General features: G+C 62.7%; 18 protein-coding genes. 14 read left to right on the top strand and 4 right to left on the bottom strand.

The window, feature by feature from the left end:
* Positions 1 to 5: 5 nt before the first annotated feature.
* From EPZ47_RS16095 to EPZ47_RS16080, 4 genes are all read right to left on the bottom strand, one after another.
* Positions 6 to 1487: an aldehyde dehydrogenase gene (locus EPZ47_RS16095; protein ID WP_135845693.1), complete on the bottom strand. Its 1482-nt coding sequence runs from the start codon at positions 1485 to 1487 to the stop codon at positions 6 to 8.
* Entirely contained in the window at positions 1484 to 2317 is an 834-nt protein-coding gene (locus EPZ47_RS16090; protein WP_135845692.1) for an alpha/beta fold hydrolase, read from the bottom strand. The genes EPZ47_RS16095 and EPZ47_RS16090 overlap by 4 nt, the downstream gene beginning before the upstream one ends.
* A gap of 44 nt (positions 2318 to 2361) precedes the next feature.
* Positions 2362 to 2952: an amino acid synthesis family protein gene (locus EPZ47_RS16085; protein ID WP_135845691.1), complete on the bottom strand. Its 591-nt coding sequence runs from the start codon at positions 2950 to 2952 to the stop codon at positions 2362 to 2364.
* 203 nt (positions 2953 to 3155) lie between these two features.
* Positions 3156 to 4121, bottom strand: a complete 966-nt coding sequence (locus EPZ47_RS16080) for a helix-turn-helix domain-containing protein (protein WP_135845690.1) — start codon at positions 4119 to 4121, stop codon at positions 3156 to 3158.
* A gap of 157 nt (positions 4122 to 4278) precedes the next feature.
* On the opposite strand from EPZ47_RS16080, the gene EPZ47_RS16075 reads away from it, so the two are divergent.
* The 14 genes from EPZ47_RS16075 (at position 4279) to EPZ47_RS16010 (ending at position 24749) form a co-directional block, all read left to right on the top strand.
* Positions 4279 to 6270, top strand: coding sequence for a TonB-dependent receptor (locus tag EPZ47_RS16075; RefSeq protein ID WP_135845689.1), 1992 nt, complete (start codon positions 4279 to 4281; stop codon positions 6268 to 6270).
* Positions 6271 to 6280: 10 nt separating this feature from the next.
* On the top strand, positions 6281 to 7321 hold the full coding sequence (locus EPZ47_RS16070) for a methyltransferase (RefSeq protein WP_135848010.1): 1041 nt from the start codon (positions 6281 to 6283) through the stop codon (positions 7319 to 7321).
* The gene (locus tag EPZ47_RS16065) at positions 7318 to 8601 is read left to right on the top strand and encodes an MFS transporter (protein WP_135845688.1); all 1284 of its coding nucleotides are present in this window, start codon (positions 7318 to 7320) and stop codon (positions 8599 to 8601) included. The genes EPZ47_RS16070 and EPZ47_RS16065 overlap by 4 nt, the downstream gene beginning before the upstream one ends.
* A 167-nt stretch (positions 8602 to 8768) precedes the next feature.
* A complete protein-coding gene (locus EPZ47_RS16060) occupies positions 8769 to 11036 on the top strand; it encodes a decarboxylase (RefSeq protein WP_238346632.1) in 2268 nt (755 codons plus the stop codon).
* A gap of 23 nt (positions 11037 to 11059) precedes the next feature.
* A complete protein-coding gene (pigE, locus tag EPZ47_RS16055; RefSeq protein ID WP_135845686.1) occupies positions 11060 to 13582 on the top strand; it encodes a prodigiosin MAP biosynthesis aminotransferase PigE in 2523 nt (840 codons plus the stop codon).
* Positions 13583 to 13826: 244 nt separating this feature from the next.
* Complete coding sequence (gene moeB / locus EPZ47_RS16050) at positions 13827 to 14999, top strand: molybdopterin-synthase adenylyltransferase MoeB (RefSeq protein WP_135845685.1); 1173 nt, start codon at positions 13827 to 13829, stop codon at positions 14997 to 14999.
* 21 nt (positions 15000 to 15020) lie between these two features.
* Positions 15021 to 15428, top strand: coding sequence for a M67 family metallopeptidase (locus EPZ47_RS16045; protein ID WP_135845684.1), 408 nt, complete (start codon positions 15021 to 15023; stop codon positions 15426 to 15428).
* Between the two features lie 71 nt (positions 15429 to 15499).
* A complete protein-coding gene (locus EPZ47_RS16040) occupies positions 15500 to 15772 on the top strand; it encodes a MoaD/ThiS family protein (RefSeq protein ID WP_135845683.1) in 273 nt (90 codons plus the stop codon).
* An 84-nt stretch (positions 15773 to 15856) separates the two neighbouring features.
* Entirely contained in the window at positions 15857 to 17710 is a 1854-nt protein-coding gene (locus EPZ47_RS16035; protein ID WP_135845682.1) for a CoA transferase, read from the top strand.
* Positions 17707 to 19356, top strand: a complete 1650-nt coding sequence (locus EPZ47_RS16030; protein ID WP_135845681.1) for a class I adenylate-forming enzyme family protein — start codon at positions 17707 to 17709, stop codon at positions 19354 to 19356. The genes EPZ47_RS16035 and EPZ47_RS16030 overlap by 4 nt, the downstream gene beginning before the upstream one ends.
* 5 nt (positions 19357 to 19361) lie before the next feature.
* On the top strand, positions 19362 to 20570 hold the full coding sequence (locus EPZ47_RS16025) for an acyl-CoA dehydrogenase family protein (protein ID WP_406550141.1): 1209 nt from the start codon (positions 19362 to 19364) through the stop codon (positions 20568 to 20570).
* The gene (locus tag EPZ47_RS16020) at positions 20567 to 21772 is read left to right on the top strand and encodes an MFS transporter (protein ID WP_135845679.1); all 1206 of its coding nucleotides are present in this window, start codon (positions 20567 to 20569) and stop codon (positions 21770 to 21772) included. Before EPZ47_RS16025 ends, EPZ47_RS16020 begins: the two co-directional genes overlap by 4 nt.
* Positions 21769 to 22851, top strand: a complete 1083-nt coding sequence (locus EPZ47_RS16015; RefSeq protein WP_135845678.1) for a glucuronyl hydrolase — start codon at positions 21769 to 21771, stop codon at positions 22849 to 22851. Before EPZ47_RS16020 ends, EPZ47_RS16015 begins: the two co-directional genes overlap by 4 nt.
* Positions 22852 to 23339: 488 nt before the next feature.
* A complete protein-coding gene (locus EPZ47_RS16010) occupies positions 23340 to 24749 on the top strand; it encodes a circularly permuted type 2 ATP-grasp protein (RefSeq protein ID WP_135845677.1) in 1410 nt (469 codons plus the stop codon).
* The last annotated feature ends 2 nt before the right edge of the window (positions 24750 to 24751 follow it).

Below are 24751 nucleotides of genomic sequence, written 5' to 3'. Positions count from 1 at the left end.
GACTCCTAGCGCATCACGAACGGATCAGGCATGGGCGCCTGGGAAAGATTGATCCACACCGTCTTCAGTTCGGTATAAGCCAGCACCGAATCGATGCCGCTTTCGCGTCCATAACCGCTGTTCTTGAAGCCGCCGATGGGCGCCATCGCCGAGACCGCACGGTAGGTGTTGACCCAGATGATCCCGGAGCGCACGTCCCGGGCCAGACGGTGGGCCCGTCCCAGGTCGCGGGTCCAGATGCCGGCGGCGAGGCCGAACTGCGAGTCGTTGGCAATCGCCAGCGCCTCGGCTTCGTCCTTGAAACGGATGACCGAGGCCACCGGGCCAAAGACTTCTTCCTGCATGATCTTCATCGAGTTGTGGTCGCATTCGAACAGGGTCGGTTCGTAGAACCAGCCGTCGCCCAGGTTTTGCGGACGCTTGCCGCCCAGGCGCAGACGCGCACCTTCGGCGATGGCATCGGCCACCAGGCCTTCAACCACGGCCAGTTGCTGGGCGGTGGCCATGGGGCCCATTTCACTGGCGTCTTCCTGCGGATTGCCAATACGGATGCGTTGGGCGCGTTCGATCAGGCGCGAGACGAACTCGTCATAGATTTCGTCCTGCACCAACAGCCGGGAACCGGACACGCAGCTCTGGCCGGATGCCGCGTAGATCCCGGCAATCGCCCCATTGATGGCGCTGTCGAGGTCGGCATCGGCAAAGATAATGTTCGGTGATTTGCCGCCCAGTTCCAGGGACAGTTTGGCGAAGTTCTCCGCGCTGCTGCGCACCACATGCCGGGCCGTGGCGGCGCCGCCGGTGAAGGCGATCTTGCGCACCAGCGGATGGCGGGTGAGGGCGGCTCCGGTGCTTGGGCCGTAACCGGTGACGACGTTGACCACGCCCGGCGGAATCCCGGCTTCGAGGGCCAGGCGAGCCAGCTCCAGAACGGTCGCCGAGGCGTGCTCAGACGGTTTGATCACGATGGTGTTGCCCGCCGCCAGTGCCGGGGCGAGCTTGATCGCGGTCAGGTACAGCGGGCTGTTCCAGGGAATGATCGCCGCGACCACGCCCATGGCTTCGTGCACGGTGTAGGCAAACAGGTCCGGCTTGTCCAGCGGCAGGGTACCGCCTTCGAGTTTGTCGGCCAGGCCGGCGGTGTAGTGGAAAAACTCCGGCAGGTAGCCGACCTGGCCACGGGTTTCGCGGATCAGCTTGCCGTTGTCGCGGCTTTCCAGCTGGGCCAACTGTTCTTTGTTTTCGGCGATCAGGTCACCCAGGCGTCGCAGCAGTTTGCCGCGAGCGGTGGCGGTCAAGCCACGCCAGGCCGGGCTCTCGAAAGCGGCCTGCGCTGCCTGCACGGCGCGCTCGACATCGGCTTCGTCGGCATCGGGCAATTCAGCCCAGGGCTGGGCCGAGGCCGGGTTCAGGCTTTCAAAAGTCTTGCCGCAGAGGGCATCGACCCATTCGCCGCCGATGCACATCGAAAAACGTGCGAGTGTCATGCAACGATCCCCTTTATCTGGTTTTGTCGGGCGCTTGCCGTGTCGAGAAACGCCAGCAGCAACTGGTTGACCAGGCGCGGCGATTCTACCGGCATCATATGCCGCTGCTCGGCGAGCACGGCAACGGTGGCGCCAGGAATTCGCTTGGCCAGCTGCCGGGCCATTTCCGGCGTCGAGCCGGGGTCCAGTTCGCCGGTGGCGATCAGCGTCGGCACCTGGATATTGCCCAGGTCATCGGCGCGGTACATGTCCTGGGTGGCGAACAGTTCATAGGTGGTCAGGTAGCCCTGGGGATCGTTACCCGCCAGGGTCTGGCGCAGCGCGGCAATCTGCGCCGGGTTGGCCGCCTGGTATTCGCGGCTGAACCAGCGCGACAGCGCGGCCTCGGCATTGGCGTCCGGCCCGTGTTCGGCGGCCTGGGCGGTGCGGGCGATGACCCCGGCACGCTGTTCGGCGCTGCGGTTGAACACGCTGTTGAGCACCACCAGGCCGTGCAGGCGCTGCGGGTAATGCAAGGCAAACGCCCGGGCCACCAGGCCGCCCATGGAGAAACCGATCACCGTCGCCTGAGGCAGTTGCAAATGATCGAGCAGCTCCAGCAACTGGTCGGCGTAGCCCAGCAGGGCGGTGCCGCTGTCGGGGCGCGGGCTGGCACCGTGGCCGAGCATGTCGTAGGCAATCACTTGGTATTTCGTGGCCAGGCCAACGATCTGGCCACCCCACATTTCTTTGTTCAGGCCCACACCGTGGATCAGGACCACGGGCTGGCCTTGGCCGGTCGCCAGGTAACTGGTGCCGGCCGGGGTGAGTTCAGCGGTGAGCCGAATCATGGAGCGCTCCTGCATGCCTTTTTATTGTGGTTGCCCAGGCTGGATTACTGCGCATTCTCGGCGGCCAGTTCTTCCAGGTCGATGTAGCGGTTGCCGATACGCGGATGCAGGCGGCCGCCATCGGCGCAACCGAGCACCACGACAATTTCGTCGGCGCGCGGGGCGTCTTCAATCTGCATTTCCAGGGTGATGTAGTGCGAGCGCAGGCCTTCGTCGTCCTTGTGCATCATCGGGATCTGGATCGATGTGCCCGGGCCGCCGCGTTTGTTGGTAAAGCTCAGGTAGCTCTTGGCTTTGACCGCTTCACGATAATGGTTGCCGAAGCGCAGGGTGTGGATCACGGCGGAGGCGTGCTCGATTTCGCCATCGGCACCGACCACGGCGGCCTTGCCATAGGCTTCGATTTTTTCCGCGCCGCCAATGATGCCCACCAGGCGTTCGACCATCAGAGCACCGAGGTCGGAGCAGTTGGCGCGGATTTCCGGTTTCAGGTCTTCAACGAAGCCACGGCCCAGCCAAGGGTTTTTCATCACCACCGCCAACCCGACCATGGTCACCGGCTTATCGCTGGCCTTGCCGCCTTCGATAAAGGTTTCTTCGACATAGCTGACGATCTTGCGAATTTCGAAACTCATGAGCTGCTCCGTAGGAGGGTGGAAATTGGTCTGTGCGTATGATGGTATACCATAATATTGCTAGCGCAAGTGGCGGTTGGGCGTTTGTGCGTGGGAAGGCGACAGAAGGCCGCCCTGGCCAGCAGGTAGCCGTGGCGGGGGATTCGGGGGATTTTAAGAGGCGAGGGTCTGGCGCCCCGAATTACCTGGGCGCCAGGGCGGACTCAGCGGCGTTTGCCAAATACTGTTTTCGGCGATTTGCCAAAGAACCGGGTGAACGCGGCGCTGAAATTATTCGGGAATTTGTAGCCGACCTTGTAAGCCGCCTGGGCGACCTGGCAACCGCTTTCAAGCAATGTGTAGGCCTTGCGCATGCGGATCTCGTGAAGCATGCGGTGGGGCGTGGAGTTGAAGCGGTAGTGCAGGCCTTCCTTGAGCTTGAATTCGTTGAGCCCGACCGCGGCGCACAGGTAGGGAATGGTCAGCGGCTGGTCCATTTGCTCGATCATGATGTCCCGTGCCTGGTCGAGCTTTTCGATGTCACTGGCGCTGAATTGCGGGTTCTGGATACAGGTGGGTGGGCTCAGCAGTTTCAGCTGTTCGGACAGCAGGCAGAGGGTGTGGATGTGCATGTCCAACGCACCGGTGGCGCCCTGGTTGAGATAGCGCGCCAGGGCGGTGGCGTGGCTGGCGCTGGTAGCCGAGGTTTTCTGGAAGGCCAGTTGGCGCACATTGCCGTTGCCCAGCAACTGGCGGGTGCGCTGCTCGCCGATGTATTTGTTGAGCATGCTTTCACCGATCAACAGCCTGAGCTGGGATACGGTCGTCCCGGCTTCGTAGCACCGCTCGCCCAGACTTAATTGGAACGAGGTGATGGTGGTGTAGCCGGCTCGGAACGACACTGCCGAACCGTCGGCGCCCTTGTATCCGGAATCGCCTTGCATACCGAACGTGATGACCAGCATGTGCCGATTGTGCGGGCTGACGGTTTCTTCGATCAGATTACGTGTGGGCCGGTAGCGCGAGCGCACCACCATCAGGTCGTTGTCGACGAAATAGCGCTCGGAATAGCACTCGCCCAGTTCCCCCGGCAGTTGCTGACGTGTCCAGCCACAGGGGTCGTTGCTGATCAGCCGCGAGTGCGTTGGCGCAACTCGATACGACTGGGAAATCTTCTGTAAGGCCGCCACTTTTATTGTCCTCCTTGGTTGACTCTGGCTTGCATATGGATTGATCCAGATTCCATATGAACTACATGATAACTATTCTCATTAATCAATACCATGTTTGCATCTCAACTGCTATCGCAAGAACGAGGCGGTCGTTGATTCATTGATGGGGAGTGCGATGGGCAAGCCTGTATTGAAAGCCTGCGGTTACATGCTGTGCATCGGTTGCTGTCTGGGTGCGGCCGTGAACGTGGCGGCGCAGACCGAGCTGGCGCCGGTCACGGTGACGGCGAACAAGATTGAACAGGCTCAGGAAACGGTTCCCGCCAGTCTGTCGGTGCTATCGGGCGAAGACCTGCGCAAGGGCGGCATCAGTGACCTGCAAGACCTGGCGCGAGCCACTCCCGGCTTTACTTTCCAGCCATTCGGCCAGTCGGGTACGAACCTGCCTGTGGTGCGTGGCCTGACTGCCAGTCCTACGGCGTTTTCCTCTTCGATGCTGATGTTGGTCGACGGCGTGCCGACCTTGATGGGGCAGGGCTTTGACCACAATCTGCTGGGCGTGGAGCGCATCGAAATCCTGCGCGGCCCCCAGTCGACCCTGTATGGCCGCAACGCAGAAGCCGGCGTATTGAGCATCCACACTCGCCAGCCTGAAGCACTGCCCTACGCCCGGATCGAAGGCGGTGGCGGCAGCCGCGACGAGCGTATCTTGGGCGTTGATACCAGTGCCGCGCTGCTCCCGGACATGCTGTACGCCGGGGTTTCCGGGCAATGGCAAGCGCGCGATGGCTACATCGACAACGACTGGCGCGGCGGGCAAGCCGATGATCGCGAACGTCACAGCGCCCGCATGGTGCTGCGCTGGACGCCCACGTTGGCCACGGACGTCAACCTGCGTTACAGCCGCCAGGATTATCGCGACGGCGGCTCTCAGTGGGGCCCGGCGGAGTCATCCCGGCGCCAGGTACGCTCCGGCACCTCGAGCTGGAACCATTCCAGCGGTCGCAGCCTGTCTTTGGACGTGCTGCATGAGTTCGAATCGGGCCTGAAGTTGCGCTCGATCACCGCACGCAATGATTTCTACGACCGGGTTCGCCAAGACACCGATTTCCAGCCGGTCGACCGCTTCCACGTCGCCCGTGATTACCACTTCAACACGTTGTCCCAGGAGTTCCGTCTGGAGGGCCAATGGGATGAGAGCCAGTGGCTGCTCGGCGTCTATGCGGACCGCGATGATCACGACCTGTCTTACCAACAGAAATTGCCCGGCGGCCTGTCCCGCACGGATGTGCAATTGGGTGGCAACACCACGGCGCTGTTCGGCCAGTGGCTGATGCCCTTGGCCGAACGCTGGACCCTGACCCTCGGCGCCCGCGTCGAACAGGACAAAGTGCACATCGACCCCCGGGGTGCTGGGCGCCAGAGCCAGGCATGGCAACGCTTTACCCCCAAGGTCTCGCTGCAATACGAGTGGCAGCCGGATGCCTACCTGTACGCCAGCTATGCCGAAGGTTTTCGCGCCGGCGGTTTCAATGCCTTTTCCAGCGCCGCCAATTACCCCGGTTATGACCCGGAAAAGGTCAAGACTTATGAGGTCGGCGCCAAGGGCTGGCTGGACGACCGGCGCCTGCGTTATTCGGCGGCGCTGTATTGGATGGACGTGCGCGACATGCAAGTGCAGCAACTGCTCCAGCCGGGCGTGGTGTACATCACCAACGCGGCGTCGGCGCATTCCACGGGGATGGAGCTCGAAGCCCAGTACCTCCTCGCCGACAACTGGACGCTGGTCGGTTCCGTGGGCTTGAACCGCACCCGTTTCGAGCGTTTCAGCGACGGCAACAATGACTACCAGGGCAATCGCAATCCCTACGCCCCCGACTTCACCGGCCATCTGAGCCTGCGCTACGACGCCCCCACCGGTTGGTGGACCCAGGGTGGCGTGGACGTGGTCGGCAAGACCTACCTGGACTCGGCCAACCAGTACAGCCGTGGCGGCTACGGCTTGATCAACCTCAATGCCGGTTATGACTTTGGCCAATACGGCATCAGTGCCTACGTGAAGAACGCCGCCGACAAGCGCTACGACGCCGTCGGCTATTTGAACGGCACCGCGCGGGTCTACAGCCCGCCAAGGGAAATCGGCCTGCGTGTGAGCTATGAACTGTGAGCTGCGAATGATGAATGGAAGCGACCTGGCAACACCACATCCCCTGCAACCCTACTGGGATCTGACCCTGGCCGGCGTGCGCGCCGACGCCTTGCGCATCGCGCTGGAATGGAAGCTGTTCAACTTGCTGCAAGTGCCTGTCACGGCACAGACCATTGCCCGGCAGTTGCAACTCGACCCCGTCAACACCGGTTACTGGCTGGAAGCGCTATGGAGCATGGCCTTGCTGGTCCGTGACCAACAGCAACCGCCGCGTTACCACAACGCCGCTGTGGCCCACGACTACTTGCGCGCCGAGGCACCGGATTACTGCGGTGATGCGTGGACGTTCCGTCTGCGCGGGCTTCGGCATTTCGGAGGGCAGTTGGGCGACCAGGTACGGGCGGGTCAGCCCAGCGGACAGGCGCCGAACGTGGCGACCACCATCGAGAACTGGACGGCCGCTGCGCGTTTGCAACTGGCCCAGGAGCAACGGGCGGTTACCGTTGAGGTGGCGTTGCGCCTGATGGCAGGGATTCCCGAGTTCGTCCACGCCCGTCGATTCCTCGACCTGGGGGGCGGCCCAGGGCTGGTTGCGATTGCTTTGGCCCGGGATAACCCGATGTTGAGTGGTGAAGTGTTTGATTTCCCCCAGACCGTCAGCGTGGCGGCGGAAAATATCCATAAGGCCGGCCTCCAGCAGCGCCTCGGGGTCCGTGGCGGAGACCTGGCAAACGACGACATCGGTGAGGGTTATGACCTGATCTGGTGTTCCTCGGTGCTGCACTTTGTCCCGGACCTGGCCGCCAGCCTCAAGAAAATCCACGCCGCGTTGCGTCCTGGCGGCGTGCTGGTCAGTGCTCATGCCGAAGTCCCCCTGGACCCGGAGCTGGCCCGGCGGGTCATGCCTTACTACCTGTCGATGCAGATGCTCGGTCGCCAGGTCACCCACGCCGGCGGCCTGGCCGATGCATTGACCCAGGCCGGTTTCGTCGATATCGACCATTACCCTGAAGTGGCCTTTGCCGTCGCGCCGGTCGCGGTACAAGTGGCGCGTAGGAGTCATCCATGAAAGGTCAGGAAAGCGCCCGTATGTGGCGCCTTCAGTTGCTGTTCGGCTGGCTCCATTTCGTCCTTGCAGTACCCAGCATCTACCTGCTGCTGGGGCTTCCGTTGGTCATGCGCGAACACGGCTGGTCCGGCACTGACATCGGATTGTTCCAACTGACGGGGCTGCCAGCGGTGTTCAAATTCCTGTTGGCCTTGCCCGTGCAGCGGTATCGCGCGCCCCAGGGGCACTATCGCCTTTGGGCGCTGGGGCTGTGCCTGCTGCTGGCGCTGCTGCTGGTGTTGGCTAGTCAGCAGGCGATGACCACCAATCGCCTGGTCCTTTTCGGCCTGGCTTTTGCCGCTGGGGTGCTGGCGACCTGGGCCGACATTCCGGTCAATGCCCTGGCCATCAAGTTATTGCCACAAACGCAGCGATTGAGGGCAGGGGGCATTCGTTCGGCGGCGCTGTTCCTCGCTGCCATTGTGGGCGCCGGGGTGATGCTGTTGGTGCAGCAGCGCTGGGGCTGGCAGGCGCCGTTTCTGTTGATGGCCGCCGGGCTGTTGCTGGCGCTGCCGTTTCTCGGGCGACTGCACGAGGCGGATGTCCTGGCTGTCGAGTGCCAGGCAACCCGGCCGGCACTGGTGGATTGGTCGGGTTTTTTCCGGCAGCCCGGCGCACGTCTGTGGATCTGGCTGCTGCTCAGTGGTTTCCCCTTTCTCGGCGCCGCGTGGCTTTACCTCAAGCCGCTGTTGCTGGACCAGGGGATGCCTGCGCAGCAGGTGGCCTGGGTTGCCGGCGTCGGCGGCGGAGTAGTCGGTGTCCTGGCGAGCATTCTGGGCGCCAGGCTGGTGCAACGCCTGGGCCCGGCCTGGGTGACGCCGTGGTTCATGGTCGGGGCCTTGGTGGCGCTGCTGGCCTTGACTGGCGCGGTATGGCTCCAGGCCTCGACCTTGTGGCTGGTGGTGGCGGCTTATCTATTGGCCACGGCCATGGGCGCGGTATCGAGCCTGATGTTTGGCCTGATGATGTTTTTCTCCCGCCAGCAGCACCAGGCCGACGACTACGGCCTCCAGGCCAGCCTGTTTGTGCTCACGCGCCTGTTGGTGCCGATCGGCGCCGGAGCGCTGCTCGATCGCAGTGGCCCGGCGGGAATGCTTGTCGGCTTGTGCCTGGCAACGCTCGGCGTGTGTGCGCTGGCGATGGCTGCGCGACGTTCGATTGCCCAGGCCACGGTGGATGCCTGTATCCCCGACGACCGAGCTGACCGAGCTAAAAGTAAACCCGCCCCACAAGTTAGTTAGACTCAATAGGAATGGAGTCCATGAAGGCAACCTTAGGTATCTGTTTGATTACCCAGACGCAGCCTCTGATCGAGGATGTGGCATTTGTCGTTGATTATTTGCAGGCCTGCTTGCAGCCTCCGGCAAATAATCCCGATTGGCCGATCTCGATCAGAGGCAATGAGCCAATGCATCGCGCCTTGGGCCCCAGGCCCCACGGCGAAGCGGTCCTGGAGACCCTGATGGTCCAGGCCCAGCGCTATTTACAGGGCAACCCGTGCGTAGCTGCGGCCGTGCCCGACTTGTGGGTGCTGACCTTTGATTCAGCCCAGGCCGCCCGGCAAAGCTTACGACGACAGACCCCGCCGTTGTCCAACGAGCTATTCATTCTCGATCTTTGCCAGCAAACCGAGGCGGGGGATCAGGACCCCTTCGATGAACTGATCGCCGCCGCGCCCGGCTCACGCCTGTCACCCCATTCGGCGCTGCTGTATTGCGCCTTGCCGGCGCTGCCGGGCTGGATGAACCGGATCGGCGGCAACCGTCATCTGCGGGTCACGGGACAGGACCGGGCCGCGCGTCGGGCGGACCTGCTGCGAATCATCCTCGATCACCTGGAGCACGCGCACTTCAACCGTTTGCTGGCGCGCTCCATCAGCGGTCCGCTGCTGTCGGTGAGCCTGGCGACGGAAATCACCCGGTTCATGTGCAACCGCTGGCAACAGCGCTGGGACTTTCATGCCTACACCGGATCGATGGTGGCGGGGCTGATCCAGTCGATGCAGCAGAACGTCGCCGGCACCGGCGTGCGTTGCCTGAGCGGCTGCAACGAACACAGCCTGGCGGTCAGCGCCATGGCTGGCTGGCAACTGTTCGGCCGGGCCTACGTGATTGCCGTGACCTCGGGCATGATCGATGAGTTTCGCGGCACCCTGGCCAATCTCAAGCGCCTTGGTGCCCCGGGGTTGATCGTCTGTGCCGACAGCCCGGAGAACGTCTGGTTTGCCTTCCAGGGTACCCACGACCTGGACAATGATGGCTGCCGGGTCATCGAAGCCCGGGGTCTGCGCCAGGTCTTCATCCGCAAGGTCGAGGAAATCGGCCCGCGCCTGGAAGAGGCGTTCGCCATGCTCGCCGAACGGCCCGAACCGGTGTTCATCCTGGCCACCCAGGGGGTACTTGAATCCCGGCCACTGGTGCCGCTGGACGTACGCCTGCCCGAGGTCATGCCGGTGCCGACCTGGCGCCCCGACGCACGGCAGGCCGCTGCGCTGGACCAGGCCCTGCATCTGATCAATCACGAGTCGGTGCACCTGTTATGGCAGTGCGGCAAGCTCAGCGCCGAGCAGCGCCGCCGGGTCCATGCCCTGGCTGAGCGTGGTGCCATCGGCCTGGCTGACAGTATTACCCAACCCGGCAGTGTCGGTCCCTATTACGAGGGGCGGGCGGTGCCCGAATACCTTGGGCCACTGTCTCTCTATGGGTTCAGCCGGCGGGTGTACCAGTTCATGCATTGCGAGCATGAGTTGAACGGGGCCCAGGACCACTGCGTGTTCTTTCTCAAGGGCAAGGTCGACCAAGCCTCCACGCCATTTTCCGAAGGCAAGCTCAAGCGTCAGCTGCGGGTGGTCCAGGTCAATCATGAACCACGGCACCTTTCACCGTTCACGGACCTGGCGCTGGACGTGCCGCTGGATGTGTTCCTGGACCATATCGAGCGTGGATTGCAGGTCGAGCCCCAGGTGCTCGCGTTGCGGCGTGGCAAGCTGCGGGAGATGGCGCAGCGCAGCGAAACCGTGGCGGCGGATCACATCGAGACCCTGCCCATGACCGCCAACTACTTTTTCCATCGACTCGGCCACCTGGTGCGCGAGCTGATCGAGCACCAGGGTTATCGCTATATCGGTGTCTACGATGTCGGCCGCTGCGGTATTTCGGCGGTGCGTAACGTGCCACGTACCGACCCGGGTTTTTCCGGATGGTATGGTCGGGCGTTGATGGGCGATGCGCTGATGGCCTTGCCCTATATCGCCATGACCGCCGAGGGCAATGTCCTGGCCTTTATCGGCGATGGTGCCCGGGCGCTGGTGCCGGATATCGAGGCACGCCTGGCGCAAGGATTGGCCCAGGACCCGTGCGCGAACCAGCGCAACGTCAGTCTTTTCTACCTCACCAACGGCATGTTGTCGTTGATCCAGACGTACCTCGATAAACGCTATGCCCACAACGGTGCCCAGCAAGTCGCCGTGACCAGCGCCGCGGCAATGGCCGCGCCACTGGAACGGATCGGGGCCATCAGTGTGCACCGCGAACGCCTGGTCAACTTCGACGAAGCCGCCTTGCGCCAAGCCCTGACACAACCCGGACAACTGAACATTTTCGACGTATTGCTGGCCCATAACTCGGAGGGCGACGGCTTGAGCCTGGTCTCCGAAACCGCCTGGAACCGTCAATGAACCCTCGCCAAGGACGCACCCCTATGAAATTCGGCTTCATCGCCCACCCGACCTCCATTGCCCTGCAACGTCAGGTGAAGATCATCGACCTGTTGGACCGCACGCTCGCTGAACAGGACCGCGGGTATCAGGCTCAGCTCTGGAAGTCGCGCAACCTGGTGCCGTTCGCGGACTTCGGGCGCATCGTCAGCGCCAGTGGCGCGGTGTGCGAGGGCATCTTGCATTACCTGCCGCTGACCGCCGAGCAAATGCTCAGCCAGCCGCGAACCATTGCCGCACGGGTACTCGAAGGCGTACACAGCCTGCAGGAGCAGGGCGCGCAACTGGTAGGTCTGGGGGGCTTTACCGCGATTGTCGGCAACCGCGGGTTGCAGACCCTGGACCGCAGCGGTGTACCGGTCACCACCGGAAACTCGTTGACGGCCTACGCCGCCTACAAGAACGTGCTGGAGGCCATGGCCCGGCTGGAGGTGGCGCCGGCTGACAGTGAAGTGGCGGTGGTTGGTTATCCCGGTTCGATTGCTTTGGTCATCGCCAAACTACTGGCCCGCGACGGTTGCCGCCTGCGCCTGGTCCATCGTGGCAGCGCGGAGCAGGGCCGTGAAAGCCTGGCCTGGCTGCCAGCGCAATTTCACGGCCAGGTACAACTGACGACGGATATCGACAGTTGCTACGAGCACGTGCGTTTTTACGTAGCGGCGACGTCCAGCGGCGGGGTGATCGACCCCTACCGACTCGCGCCGGGGTCGGTGGTGGTGGACGCCGCGCTGCCCCGGGATGTGCTGCCGTTTCATCAAGACCGCCAGGACATCCTGATCATTGACGGTGGCCTGGTGTCGGCCAGCGCCGATTTGCGTTTCGGCACTGAAACCCTGGGGTTGGCGCCGAAAAAATTCCTCAACGGCTGCCTGGCGGAAACCCTGGTGCTGGCACTGGAGGGGCGTGCCGAGGCGTTTTCCATCGGTCGCGAATTGCCCGAGGAGCGGGTGCTGGAGATCGGCCGCATCGCCGAACTGCACGGTTTCTCACCGTCGCCCATGGCGTCTTATGGCGAGCGCCTGGCCGATGCGGATTTCCAGGCCCTGCGACGCTTCCATCGGACCACGAAAGTCCCCGCCGTCCTCGAACAAGCCGCCGATCAGCCGGTAGCCCTGCGTGCCGAAGCCTTGCGTTGCTTCGGTCAGCACATCAACCCGGTGCTGCGTGAGTTCTACCAGTTCAACCACATCGAACGGGTGTTCACCCATGGCAGTGGTTGCTGGCTGACGGACCTGGACGGCGGCCGTTACCTGGATTTCGTCGCAGGCTATGGTTGCCTCAATACCGGACACAATCATCCGCACATCAACCAGGCGCTACAGGCGTATCTGCAACAGCAATACCCCACGTTCGTCCAATACGTGTCGGTGCCCTTGCAGACCAGCCTGTTGGCCCAGCGCCTGAGTGAGCTGGCGCCGGGGAACCTGGAGCGAGTGTTTTTCAGTAATTCGGGCACCGAGGCGATCGAGGCGGCGTTGAAGCTGGCGATGGCTGCCATGCAGCGACCTCGAGTCCTGTATTGCGACAACGGCTATCACGGCAAGACCCTGGGGGCATTGTCTGTCACTGGACGGGACAAGCACCGCGAGCCCTTCAAACCCTTGCTGGCGCGCTGCGATTCGATCCCTTTTGGCGATCTGGCGGCGCTGGAAGATGCCTTGCGCCACGGGGATGTCGGCGCCTTTATTCTCGAGCCGATCCAGGGTGAGGGTGGGGTGATCGTGCCGCCGCAGGGCTACCTGAAGCAGGTTCGCGCGCTTTGCAGCGCCTACGATTGCCTATTGATTGTCGATGAAATCCAGACCGGCCTGGGCCGCACCGGCAAGTTGTTCGCCTGTGAGTGGGAGGCGGTGGTGCCGGATATCCTGGTGCTGTCCAAATCGTTGTCTGGCGGTGCGGTACCCATTGGCGCGACGCTGTCCAGCGCGGCGTTGTGGGATCGTGCCTATGGCAGCATCGACACCTTTGCATTGCACACCTCGACCTTCGGCGGCGGCAACTTTGCCTCGGCTTCGGCCCTGGCGACGCTTGAGGTGATTGCCACAGAAGACTTGGCCGGCAACGCCGCCCGGGTGGGGGGGCAGCTCAAGCAGGCCCTGCAGGAGGCGGTCAGTCCGTACCCGTTCATTCGTGAAGTACGCGGCGTCGGGTTGATGATCGCCATCGAGTTCGAATACAGCTTCAAGGGCGGCGTCGAGGCCTTCGTGCGGGAATTTGCCAGCCGCATCCCGGGCAACGCCGCAGGCACCTACCGCATGCTTTCGGGCAAGGCCAAGCGGTATATCGAGGAGGCCATCAGTGAGGTGGAGAAAAACTTCGAGGAGATGTTCGTTTTGCGTTTCGTCAGCAAATTGTCCCAAGAGCATGGTGTGCTGACTTTCGTCACCGCCAACAACAACCGGGTCATGCGCATCCAGCCACCGCTGGTGCTTACTGATGTCGAAGCGCAGCATTTTGTCGACGCCTTCAGCGCCGTGTGCAAGGACATGTCGACTTTTCTCGCCTGACCGGTCGAACGACCTGCAAAAGCCCTCGAAAGAGGGCTTTTGTCTATCTGTCGGTGTTTTTGTGGCGTGGGAGTTACTGCGAAGTTTCTCCTCGATCCATGCTGTCGATAAACGCATATCGCGTAATGGCCATTCTAAATGCATACGAAAACGGACCTTGTGCATATGAAATTCAAAGCCCTTTGAATTGATTAATCAAAGACGCTGCATGAGAATTACTTACATTCAGTAACAGGTATTAAACATGAAACTTCCTCCGCTTGTCGCTGCTGTTTCGAGTCTAAGTAACGAAGAGATAACCCGTTACAGTCGACACTTATTGATTCCTGATGTGGGCCTGGAAGGGCAGTGTCGTTTAAAAAGCAGCAAAGTATTGGTGATCGGTGCCGGGGGGCTGGGTTCGCCGGCGTTGCTTTACCTGGCGGCGGCCGGTATCGGTACCCTGGGCATCATCGACTTCGACCGGGTGGACGAGTCCAACCTGCAGCGCCAGGTGATCCACCGGGTTGCCACGGTGGGCCAATTGAAAGTTGACAGTGCCGCCGAGGCCATCCACGCGCTGAACCCCTATGTGAAAGTCGAACGCCACGAACAGCGGCTGGAGCCGCAAAGCGCCGTGCAGTTGTTCAGCCAGTACGACCTGATCCTCGATGGCACTGACAATTTCGCCACTCGTTACCTGGTCAACGATGCCTGTGTGTTGGCCGGCAAACCCTATGTCTGGGGTTCGATCTTCCGCTTCGAAGGCCAGGCCTCGGTGTTCTGGGAAGACGCGCCGGGCGGGGTCGGCCTCAACTACCGCGACCTATACCCCGAACCGCCTCCGCCCGAGCTGGCGCCATCCTGTTCCGAGGGTGGGGTGCTGGGCATTCTGTGTGCATCCATCGGCGCAATCATGGCCACTGAGGCGATCAAGTTGATCACTGGCATCGGCGATAGCCTGCTGGGGCGCCTGATGGTCTACGACGCGCTGGATATGACCTACCGGCAGATGCCGTTGCGCCGCTCCCCGGGCCGCCAGCCCATCACGGCCCTGAGCGACTATCAGGCCTTTTGCGGCCTGAGCGCGCCCCAGGGTGTGCAGGATTCGGACATTCCCTCGATCAGTGCCAGGCAATTGCAGGCGTTGCGTGAAAGCGGCCAGAACGTGTTGTTGATCGATGTGCGTGACCGCGCTGAATGGGACATCGTGCGGATCCACGGCGCCCAGCACCTTCCCAAGGGCCCGAAGACGGCAGAGCTGATCGAAGCTCGGTTCGGCAAGCAGGCCAATCTGGTCCTGCACTGCAAAACCGGTGTGCGCTCCAAGGCGGTATTGCGTGAACTCCAGGCGCGAGGCTTCAGCAACGTACGCAACCTTGAAGGCGGCGTGCTGGCCTGGGTCCGGGATATCGACCCTGCGTTGCCGGCCTACTGAACCTGAAGATGAGGACCGAGGATGTTGAGTATTCGTGCCGGCCTACTGGAAGCCATGCTGGAGCAGGCGCGGCGGGATCATCCATTGGAAACCTGCGGCATTGTCGTCGCACCGGCAGGTGTTCGCACCGCCGAACGATTGGTGCCGATGGACAACGCCGCCCGTTCGCCAACGTTCTTCAGTTTTGATCCCAGGCAACAACTGGCGGTCTGGCGAGCGCTGGATGAGCGAGACGAGGAGTGTCGGGTGATCTATCACTCCCATACCGCCAGCATCGCCTTTCCGAGCGCCGAAGATGTGCGTTTTGCCGGTGATTCATCGGTGCATTACGTCATTGTTTCAACACTGCAGACGGTTGATGAGTGCATTCGAAGTTTTCGAATCATCAATAACAAAGTGACCGAAGAGCGTATTTGCGTGGTTCGCTGAAACTTATAAGCGGCGTCGCTCAATTAAGTAATCAATGATCAAAGAGCTGTATAAGGCTCAGGGAGTTTTGCATGTCGATTTTTGTCACGGTGCCAACTTTGTTGCGTACGTTTACCCAAGATCAAAAACGCGTCGAAGTCCAGGGGCAGACCGTTCTTGAAGTCATCGAAGACATGGAAAAACAGTATCCGGGGGTCAAGGAACGACTGATCGGCGACGGTCAGGTGCATCGTTTCGTGAACATCTACGTCAACGATGACGACATCCGCTTTGCCGACAATCTCGCCACCACGCTCAAGGCCGGCGACAGCCTCACCATCCTCCCCGCCGTCGCTGGTGGTTGAGGCCGGACGCTGACCCGGGGCTGCGCGCGGCACCTCACCAGAGGCCCGCGCGTGGCGGTATGGAAACCTGCTGGTGTATGTCTTATGTCGCGTCTTCTACAAGGTTGCAGCCTCTCTGGCTGTGTTGAACAGGTGCCCGCCGGCTTTGCTGCGCTGGCCGCGTCACTGCGCTACCAGGCGACGGCGCTGGGCCTGGAGCACCGCCACTCCCAGGGTGATCCGCTGGCTTGCGGTCTGGGGTTTGCCTTTCATCATCCGGATCTTTCGCCCATCGAAGGGGTGATTCACGGGTGGCCCGATGGCCGTGCCCACGGCGTCACCGAACACACCGTGCAGGCGGCCTGCGGATTGATGTCGGTGCATGGCCGGGCCAGTGGCAAGGCCCAGGGGCTGGGGCTCGATTATGTCTCGACCTTGAGCGCCAGCCTGGCCCTCCAGGGCGCGCTGGCCGCCGCCCTGGGGCAGTTGCGTGGCGGTCGTTTCAGTCACGTCAGCAGTTCCCTGGGCGCCGCCGGGGTGCTCGGTGTTGGTCAATACCTGGCCGGTGCCACGGCCTCTGATGAGGCCGAACGGCTGCTCCCCGGCGCGACCTGTTCGAAGAATCGTCCACCTTTCGTTTCCGCCGACGGTGTGCATTTCGAACTGGAAACCCTCGACGCCGAGCCTTGGCGACGTTTCTGGGCTGCGGTGGGCATCGACGCCGAACAGGCCGGGCAGGGCTGGAAGGCGTTCCTGTTGCGTTACGCCAAGGCGGTTGCGCCGATGCCAACGGTGTTTCGCCAGGCCTTGGCGCGGCTGTCCATGGCTCGCATCAGTGCCTTGTGCGCGTTGAACGGCATGGCTGTGTGCCCGCTGCGCAGCCTCGCCGAGCGGCGTGCCGACGAAGATTTGCCCGGGCAATTGAAACAAGGCCCTTGGGCGTTCGACTGCAGCGCTGCCGATGGCCGGACATTGCCCGCGCTGGCACTGGGCGAGTTGCCCTTGAGCGGTCTGACGGTGATTGAATCCTGTCGCCGGATCCAGGGGCCGTTGGCCGGTCATTTACTGGCGATGCTGGGTGCCGAGGTGCTGCGCATCGAGTTGCCCGGTGGCGATCCGTTGCGGGCCATGCCGCCGTGCGTCGACGGCGTGTCGGTGCGCTTCGATGCCCTCAATCGCCTCAAGCCGGTACGCGAACTCGATATCAAGTCAGCCGCCGGTCGCGAAGAGCTCTACGAGCGGGTCCGTCATGCTGACGTGTTCCTGCACAACTGGGCACCGGGCAAGGCGGCGGAGCTGGCGCTGGACCGCGCCGACCTGGCACGGATCAACCCGGGCCTGGTGTATGCCTATGCCGGTGGCTGGGGCCATGACCGCCCAGGTGAACCCTTGCCGGGCACCGACTTTGTTGTCCAGGCATGGTCCGGTGTCGGCGAACAGATCGGCCAGGCCTCGGGCACCCCGGGTGGCTCGCTGTTCACCGTGCTCGATGTGCTGGGCGGTGTGGTCGCCGCCCAAGGGGTGACCGCCGCCCTGGTCCATCGTGCCCTCAGCGGCCAGTCAGTGCGCGTCGACAGCTCCTTGCTCGGGGCGGCCAATTTATTGTGTGCCCCATCACTGCAGGACGCGGATCAGCCCCAGGCCAGCCTGCTCAAGGGGGTGTACCCGACCCAGTCCGGGTTACTGGCGATCGATTGCCAGACCCCGGCGCAACTTGAACAACTGAACCGAATCCTCGCCCTGGACCCGCAAACCAGCCCGCAGAGGTTGGACGCATTGCTGGGCAGCGCCCTGTCTTCGCAAGCGGCCGCGACCTGGGAACAGGCGCTGGACGCCGCTGCCATACCGGCCTGCGTGGTCGTAGACGACCTGTCGCAGCTGGCCCAAGACCGCCGATTGAAGCCGTGCTTAAGCCTCAATGCCTATACCTCAGTCAACGCTCACTGGAGTTTTCGATGAATAACGCAGGCATCATTGATCTGGTTCCCGTTGAGGTTCGCAGTGTCTGGGAACGTGACGGAACCTACCCCAACCGTTCGGTTTACCAACTGTTCCGCGAGCACGCCCAGCGTGAGCCGGAAAAAACCGCCGTGCTCTCACCCGAGGGCACCCTCAGTTATGGCCAGTTGCATGACTATGCCTTGCGCATGGCCGCCGGACTGCGCGCCGCCGGGATCATGCCCGGCGATGTGGTGGCCTACCAGCTCACCAACAGTTGGCGTTGCTGCGCCATCGACCTGGCCGCCGCGGCGCTGGGCGCCGTGGTTGCGCCGTTTCCGCCAGGACGCGGCAGCCTGGACATCCAGGCACTGGTGCGGCGCTGCGATGCCCGGGCCGTGATCGTTCCGGCCGAGTATGCCGGCATCGATCTATGCCAGGTCGTCGAGGCACTGCGCCCGACCTTGTTGTCACTCCGGGTGTTGATCGTCGAGGGCAGTACCCGCGATGGCTGGTTGAGCCTGCAGGACCTGCTCGAAACCGAGCCCCTTGAAGCGGCGCAACTGCCTCAGGTTTGCCCCAATTCACCGGTGCGCCTGCTGGTGTCTTCCGGCACCGAGTCGGAACCCAAACTGGTGGCTTACTCGCACAATGCCCTGGTGGGCGGACGCGGGCGCTTCCTGCAACGCATCCATCCCGAGGGCGCCACGTTCCGCGGGTTGTACCTGGTGCCGCTGGGCTCATCGTTCGGTTCCACCGCCACCTTTGGCAGCCTGTCGTGGCTCGGTGGGTCGATTGCCGTCCTGCCGCAGTTCGATGTAGCAGCGGCCATCGAGGCCATTGAACGGCTGCGCCCGACCCACATCCTCGGAGTGCCAACGATGCTTCAGCGCATCGCAGCCGATGCACGTCTGGCCGAAGTCGACAAATCCAGCCTGCAGGGTTTGATCTGCGGCGGCTCGCTGATCGACGAAGTCACGGTGCGCCGTTGTGTCGAGGCCTTTGGCTGTGGCTTCATCAGCCTGTATGGTTCGGCGGACGGGGTGAACTGCCACAACACGCTGGACGATGCGCTGGAGGTGGTGTTCTACAGTGTCGGCCGACCGAACCCGGCGGTGTGCGCCATCAAGATTTTCGATGAGCAGGACCAGGAACTGCCCCAGGGCAGCGTCGGTGAAATCCGCGCGCGGGGGCCCCTGAGCCCGATGCAATACGTCAACGCTCCGGAACTCGATGCGCAGTATCGAGACGCCGAAGGCTGGGTCAAGACCGGCGACCTTGGCTACATCGATGCAGACGGCTATTTGATTCTGGCCGGACGCAAGAAAGACATCATTATCCGTGGCGGCGCCAACATCAGCCCGGTGCAGATCGAAACCCTGGCGACCGGTCATCCCGATGTGGTCAGTGTCGCCTGTGTGGCCGTGCCGGACCCGGACCTGGGCCAGCGCGTGTGCATTTGCGTGACCCTGCGCGAGGGCGCGCCGCGCTTCAGCTTGAGTGAATTGACCGACTACCTGCGCGAGCAAGGATTGGAAGTCAATAAACTGCCCGAGTACCTGCGCTTCTATAAACAGCTGCCGCTGACACCCGCGGGCAAGATCGACAAGAAATCCCTGGCCGCCGAAGTGGCGTTCCTGGAGAGCGGGGCGGGCATCGCATGTTGAGCGCGATGAGAGTCGGCAGCGCTCAGGACGTTGATGAGCGGGCGCGCCAGGTTCGGCGTTTTGTCGATGAGCGCATCCTTCCGGTGGAGCCCGAGCTGGCGGCCGAACCCCGACAAGCCGCTCGACGTATCGCCGAACTGAGTGCCCAGGCCCGGGCTGCCGGGTTGTGGGGCAGCTTCTACCCCCAGGCCTTGGGCGGTCGGATTGCCAGCCTGCGTGCTTATCTGCTGGTGGCCGAGCAGGAGGGCCGGTCCGAGTACGGGCCGGCGATCTTCGGCGACGACGCCACGTTGGATCTGCACATGTTGAGCCGCCATGCCGGCGAGGAGATCCGCCAGCGCTTTCTTGCTCCGTTGGCGGCGGGGACGATGGTCTCCAGCTATGGCATGTCCGAGCCGGACAGCATCGGTTCGATCCCGGCGACCCTGAGCAGCCACGCCGAACTGGTTGACGGCCACTGGCGGTTGAGTGGGCGCAAGTGGTTCATCTGCCGTGCCGAACGGGCGGCATTGGTCACGGTGATTGCCCGCACCGCGCCAGGGCCATTGGAGAGTGGGTTATCGATGTTGTTGGTTCCCACCGACTTGCCTGGCTTTCGCGTGGAACGACCCTTGTCGATTCTCGGGCGGTTTTCCGGACAGGGGGAGCTTTCATTCGATCAGGTTCAAGTCCCGGCCAGTCATGTGCTGGGCGAGGTAGGGCAGGGCCTGGCATTGATGCAAGAGCGCCTGGCGCTGGGGCGCATCCTGCGTTCGGTGCATTGGCTGGGGCTGGCCCAACGCTGCTTCGACCTGATGTGCGCACGCATCCATTCGGCCCGCGGCGTGCAGGCGCGGCTGGCGGACAAACAACTGGTGCGCCAGCGGGTGTTCCGGGTTTACCAGGGCATTGCCAGCGCGCGCGCACTGCTTCACGACGCCGCCGACAAATACGATGCCGGCGTTGCCAACAGTATTGAGGTGAACATCGCCAAGGTCGCCGCTTCCCAGGCCTTGAGCGAGGCTGCGGACTCGGCGATCCAGATCATGGGTGCCGAAGGCCTGAGCGAACTGTCACCGTTGTCGGGGATTTATCGCACGGCGCGCACCACCCATATCCTCGACGGCACCGACGATGCGCTGGTGAGCGCGGTAGGCCGGCAGTTGCTCGACAGCTGCGACGAAACGGGCCTGGACTTCGATTGGCCGTCCGTGATGGCGGGGGCAGGTCGATGAGCGAGCACAATCCTTCACGGGGCGTTTGGCTGCGGCTGGTGCTGACGGCGGCAATGGCCTTGCCGATGCTGATTTTCTACGCAGTCGGCACCCTCGGGCCGTTGATGGTCGCAGACCTCGGTGTGCCGACCCATTGGTTGGGATGGCTGATCACCAGCGCGTTCGGTTTTGCCGCCGTGCTGTCGTTGTGGGCCGGGCCATTGGTCAATCGTCTGGGAACCCGGCGTGCCCTGGCATTGCTGTTCTGGAGCACGGTGGCGGCTTATGGGTTACTGGCGAGCTTGCCCGGATTCATGGGCGTCGTACTGGCCCTGGCGGCCTGCGGCATTGCCCAGGCGCTGGCCAATCCGGCGACCAATCTGTTGATCGCCGAGCGCGTCGAGCCCCGGCAAAAGGCGGCGGTGGTCGGCTTGAAACAGTCCGGGGTGCAGGTCTCGGCCTTGTTCGCTGGCCTGTTGTTGCCCAGCCTGGCCCTGAGTCTGGGCTGGCGCGGTGCCTTGGCCACGCTGCTGTTGCCAGCATTGTTCCTGGCGCTGTTGGGCCCGCGGGTGGCCGCCCGTGAACATTCGGGCAACCCCCTGGGATTTGCCTTGAGTCGACCCAACACACGCCTGGCGTTGCTGATGAGCGTGCAACTGTGTGTAGGCATCGTGTTGTCGTCGTTCGTGACTTTTCTTGGGGTCTTTGCCGCCCAGCAAGGCATGACCGCGCAATGGATCGGCGCATTGATCGCCGGTTTCGGCGTGATGGGCATCGCCGCCCGGGTCGTGCTCACCCCGTTGGGCGCGCGGATGGTCGATGAGTCCTGGTTGCTGTTGGTGCTGTTGCTGTTGTCAGGCGTGGCGTTGTGGCTGACCTCGTTGGCCTTGCCTGTGCGTCATTGGCCGCTGTGGGCGGGCGCCTTGGGCATGGGCTTGACCGCCGTGGCGACCAACGCCATCGCGATGAGCATGGTGCTGCGCGATCCAGGGTTTGGTAGCCCGGCGTCGGCTGCCGGGCTGCTGTCGGCGGGTTTTTTCGGCGGGTTTGCCGTGGGGCCACCTTTGTTTGGCCTGTTCCAGCGCGGACCGTGGGGGTTCGCCGATGCGTGGTTGCTGTTGATCGGCGTACTCGTGGTGGGTGGCGCGTCGAGCCTGCTGTTGATTCGTCTGCGGCAACGCCACAAGGCGTCGGCCGTCACCGGGCTGAGGGCGGTCAAATGAACCTCGCCCAGGCGTGGCAAGAACCGTTGCGGCTCGATGAGACCTATCGCGCCATTGCGGCGATCCTCAGGCGCATGGAGCAGATCCAGGCCTCTTGTGCGCAGGGTTTTCCGTTGTATTGCACGGGGGCTGACAGTCATTGGAAAGTGTCGGCTGGCGGCTCCTGGCTGGGCGGGTTCTGGGCTGGAATGTGGTGGCTGCGCGCCCATCGCAGCGCACTGCTGGACGACCGTCGCCAGGCCCGCCGGATCACCGAACGGCTGCGGGACAAACTGGGCAGCGCCACGCATCATCGCAGCCTGATCTTTCATTACGGCGCAGGGCTGGGCAGTTGTTTGCTGGATGACGCCATGGCCCATGAACTCGCGGAGCAAGCGGTGCTGGAACTGGCGCGGGCCTTCGATCCGTTGCTCGGTTGCATTGCACTGGGGCGGGACATGGGCGGCGGCGAGCAGGGTGATCAGCGCCTGAGCATCGACCCGCTGGCTGCCACACTGCAATTGTTCTCGCGTCGGGCCGACCCTCGGCTGTTGAGCCTCGGACGGCAACAACTGCAGGCTTCCTTTCGTGGTTGCGCCGCTGGCGACGGGGCCTGGAGCAGTCAGGCTTGCCATGAAAATGGCCAGTGGCGTGCCGACGACAGGCCGGGCAATTGGTCCCGGGGCCAGGCCTGGGCGATGCTTGGCCTGAGTGTCGGTGCCCGGTTGTATGGCGCGCCTTACCAACAGGATGCCGTGCAGGCCTGCCAGTACTGGCAACGCAGTCGGGGTGTGGACGCACCGTTCAATCGCCTTTCCGAACCCCAGGGGCCGGACGATCCCTGTGCGGCGGCGATGGCGTCGCTGGCCCTCCTAGGGCTGGCGTCCCAGGTACCCGCCGGCGAGGTACTGCACCATCAGGTCGGTGCGCAACTGGCGGCGATTATTCGCGGCGGCGATTTTCACGAGGGACGTTTCGTCGGCCATTGCTACCGGACATCGGCCGCTGAGGAGCAGAAAGTGGAGTCGGCCTGTGGCAGTTTTTTCCTGCTGGCGGCATTACTGGCTTGGGCCGGTGAGCTTGATCCAAACGTTATCTAGGCGGCTCTCCCAGAAGGAACCCAGCCTTCGCAGCCAGCAGTGAGTAAAAATTTCCCCCTTTCAGGGCACTCAATCCCTGTTACCTGCCTTTTTGCACCTATTCGACCCGTTCCAGGGCTCGCCTAAAAAAGCTGAAATAAACGTTTCAGCTTTTTTAGGCTGTTTTGTCGCAAAAACGAAAATAAATTTCGCTTTGCCGTAACTTTGCGCCGGTTTTTCTAGCGCAGTCTTGATGCATCGCGCTTGGGCACAGCCTTTGCTACGGCTCAATAGCGAAAACCAGCGCATCGTTGGATTCAGTATAGGAGTCATTTCGCCACGCAGATTTAATCAAGGGGGCGCACGTCATCCAGACGCAAAGGCCAGATCAGAGACCGTTGCTATCGAGGTGCTCAGAGAAACAGGGCTCATTAAAACAAAGCAAGGCCGGACCATTGGAATGACGAAGTGATAAGAAATGCCGTGTAGAACGCGGCTCGGAGTTGGCTATGCCCCACGCTTTTTTTAATGAAATGTATGACGCAAAGGGTGACTGCCGCCCGCATTACCAAGCCTTCTCACGCTGGCTGGCGGACACGCCGCTTGAACTGCTTGAACAACGCCGTCGCGAAGCTGACCTGCTGTTCCACCGGGCCGGTATTACGTTCACCCTCTATGGGGACGAGCAGGGCACCGAACGGTTGATTCCATTCGACATCATTCCTCGCAGCATCAAGGCCAGCGAGTGGCAGATGGTCGAGCGGGGCTGTATCCAGCGGGTCCAGGCCCTGAACATGTTCCTGGCCGACATCTACCACGGGCAGCACATCCTCAAGGAAGGCATCATTCCAGCCGAGCAGGTGCTCGCCAACGAGGGTTATCAGATCGCGATGCAGGGCCTGAACCTGCACCGGGGCATTTATGCCCACATCGCCGGTGTCGACCTGGTTCGCGACGGTGACGGCAGTTACTACGTGCTCGAAGACAACCTTCGCACCCCCAGCGGCGTGAGCTACATGCTCGAAGACCGCAAGATGATGATGCGCCTGTTCCCTGAGCTCTTTGCCGCCCAACGCGTAGCCCCCATCGACCACTATCCGAACCTGCTGCTCGATACCCTGAAAAGCTCAAGCCCCCTGGACAATCCCACCGCCGTGGTGCTGACCCCGGGCCGCTTCAACAGTGCCTATTTCGAACACGCGTTCCTGGCCCGTGAAATGGGTGTGGAACTGGTGGAAGGCGCCGATCTGTTTGTGCGTGACGACCACGTCTACATGCGCACCACCGCCGGCCCTCGGCAGGTGGATGTTATTTATCGCCGTCTTGACGATGCCTACCTCGACCCGTTGTCGTTCAACCCCGACTCCATGTTGGGTGTTCCAGGGCTGATCGCCGTTTACCGTGCGGGCAATGTGGTACTGGCGAACGCGGTCGGCACGGGCGTGGCCGATGACAAGTCGATTTACCCTTACGTCGACGAGATGATCCGTTTCTACCTGACCGAAGAACCGATCCTGAAGAACGTGCCCACCTGGCAGTGCCGCAAGCCCCAGGACCTGTCCCATGTGCTGGCCAACCTGCCCGACCTGGTGGTCAAGGAAACCCAAGGCTCCGGCGGCTACGGCATGCTGGTCGGCCCTGCGGCCACGGCGGCGGAAATCGAAGACTTCCGTACGCGCCTCAAGGCCCGTCCCGAAGCCTACATTGCCCAGCCAACCTTGAGCCTCTCCACATGCCCGACCTTTGTCGAGAGCGGCATCGCCCCGCGTCACATCGACCTGCGTCCGTTCGTGCTGTCGGGCAAGGAAACCCGCCTGGTGCCTGGCGGGCTGACCCGCGTGGCGCTTCGCGAAGGCTCGCTGGTGGTGAACTCGTCCCAGGGCGGCGGCACCAAAGACACTTGGGTAGTGGAGGACTAAGA

Origin of the sequence: Pseudomonas viciae, assembly GCF_004786035.1 — a bacterium.
Taxonomy (GTDB): Bacteria; Pseudomonadota; Gammaproteobacteria; order Pseudomonadales; family Pseudomonadaceae; genus Aquipseudomonas; species Aquipseudomonas viciae.
The sequence above is the reverse complement of the archived record's forward strand: the minus strand, read 5'-3'. Positions and strand labels throughout refer to the sequence as shown.

What these genes read in the sequence shown, in the direction of transcription:
- EPZ47_RS16040 (WP_135845683.1), top strand. Translation starts at nt 15,500, where the DNA reads ATGTCGATTTTTGTCACGGTGCCAACTTTGTTGCGTACGTTTACCCAA.
- EPZ47_RS16015 (WP_135845678.1), top strand. Translation starts at nt 21,769, where the DNA reads ATGAACCTCGCCCAGGCGTGGCAAGAACCGTTGCGGCTCGATGAGACC.
- EPZ47_RS16075 (WP_135845689.1), top strand. Translation starts at nt 4,279, where the DNA reads ATGGGCAAGCCTGTATTGAAAGCCTGCGGTTACATGCTGTGCATCGGT.
- moeB (WP_135845685.1), top strand. Translation starts at nt 13,827, where the DNA reads ATGAAACTTCCTCCGCTTGTCGCTGCTGTTTCGAGTCTAAGTAACGAA.
- pigE (WP_135845686.1), top strand. Translation starts at nt 11,060, where the DNA reads ATGAAATTCGGCTTCATCGCCCACCCGACCTCCATTGCCCTGCAACGT.
- EPZ47_RS16085 (WP_135845691.1), bottom strand. Translation starts at nt 2,952, where the DNA reads ATGAGTTTCGAAATTCGCAAGATCGTCAGCTATGTCGAAGAAACCTTT.
- EPZ47_RS16010 (WP_135845677.1), top strand. Translation starts at nt 23,340, where the DNA reads ATGCCCCACGCTTTTTTTAATGAAATGTATGACGCAAAGGGTGACTGC.
- EPZ47_RS16090 (WP_135845692.1), bottom strand. Translation starts at nt 2,317, where the DNA reads ATGATTCGGCTCACCGCTGAACTCACCCCGGCCGGCACCAGTTACCTG.
- EPZ47_RS16030 (WP_135845681.1), top strand. Translation starts at nt 17,707, where the DNA reads ATGAATAACGCAGGCATCATTGATCTGGTTCCCGTTGAGGTTCGCAGT.
- EPZ47_RS16070 (WP_135848010.1), top strand. Translation starts at nt 6,281, where the DNA reads ATGAATGGAAGCGACCTGGCAACACCACATCCCCTGCAACCCTACTGG.
- EPZ47_RS16095 (WP_135845693.1), bottom strand. Translation starts at nt 1,487, where the DNA reads ATGACACTCGCACGTTTTTCGATGTGCATCGGCGGCGAATGGGTCGAT.
- EPZ47_RS16060 (WP_238346632.1), top strand. Translation starts at nt 8,769, where the DNA reads ATGCATCGCGCCTTGGGCCCCAGGCCCCACGGCGAAGCGGTCCTGGAG.
- EPZ47_RS16025 (WP_406550141.1), top strand. Translation starts at nt 19,362, where the DNA reads ATGAGAGTCGGCAGCGCTCAGGACGTTGATGAGCGGGCGCGCCAGGTT.
- EPZ47_RS16065 (WP_135845688.1), top strand. Translation starts at nt 7,318, where the DNA reads ATGAAAGGTCAGGAAAGCGCCCGTATGTGGCGCCTTCAGTTGCTGTTC.
- EPZ47_RS16045 (WP_135845684.1), top strand. Translation starts at nt 15,021, where the DNA reads ATGTTGAGTATTCGTGCCGGCCTACTGGAAGCCATGCTGGAGCAGGCG.
- EPZ47_RS16035 (WP_135845682.1), top strand. Translation starts at nt 15,857, where the DNA reads ATGTCGCGTCTTCTACAAGGTTGCAGCCTCTCTGGCTGTGTTGAACAG.
- EPZ47_RS16020 (WP_135845679.1), top strand. Translation starts at nt 20,567, where the DNA reads ATGAGCGAGCACAATCCTTCACGGGGCGTTTGGCTGCGGCTGGTGCTG.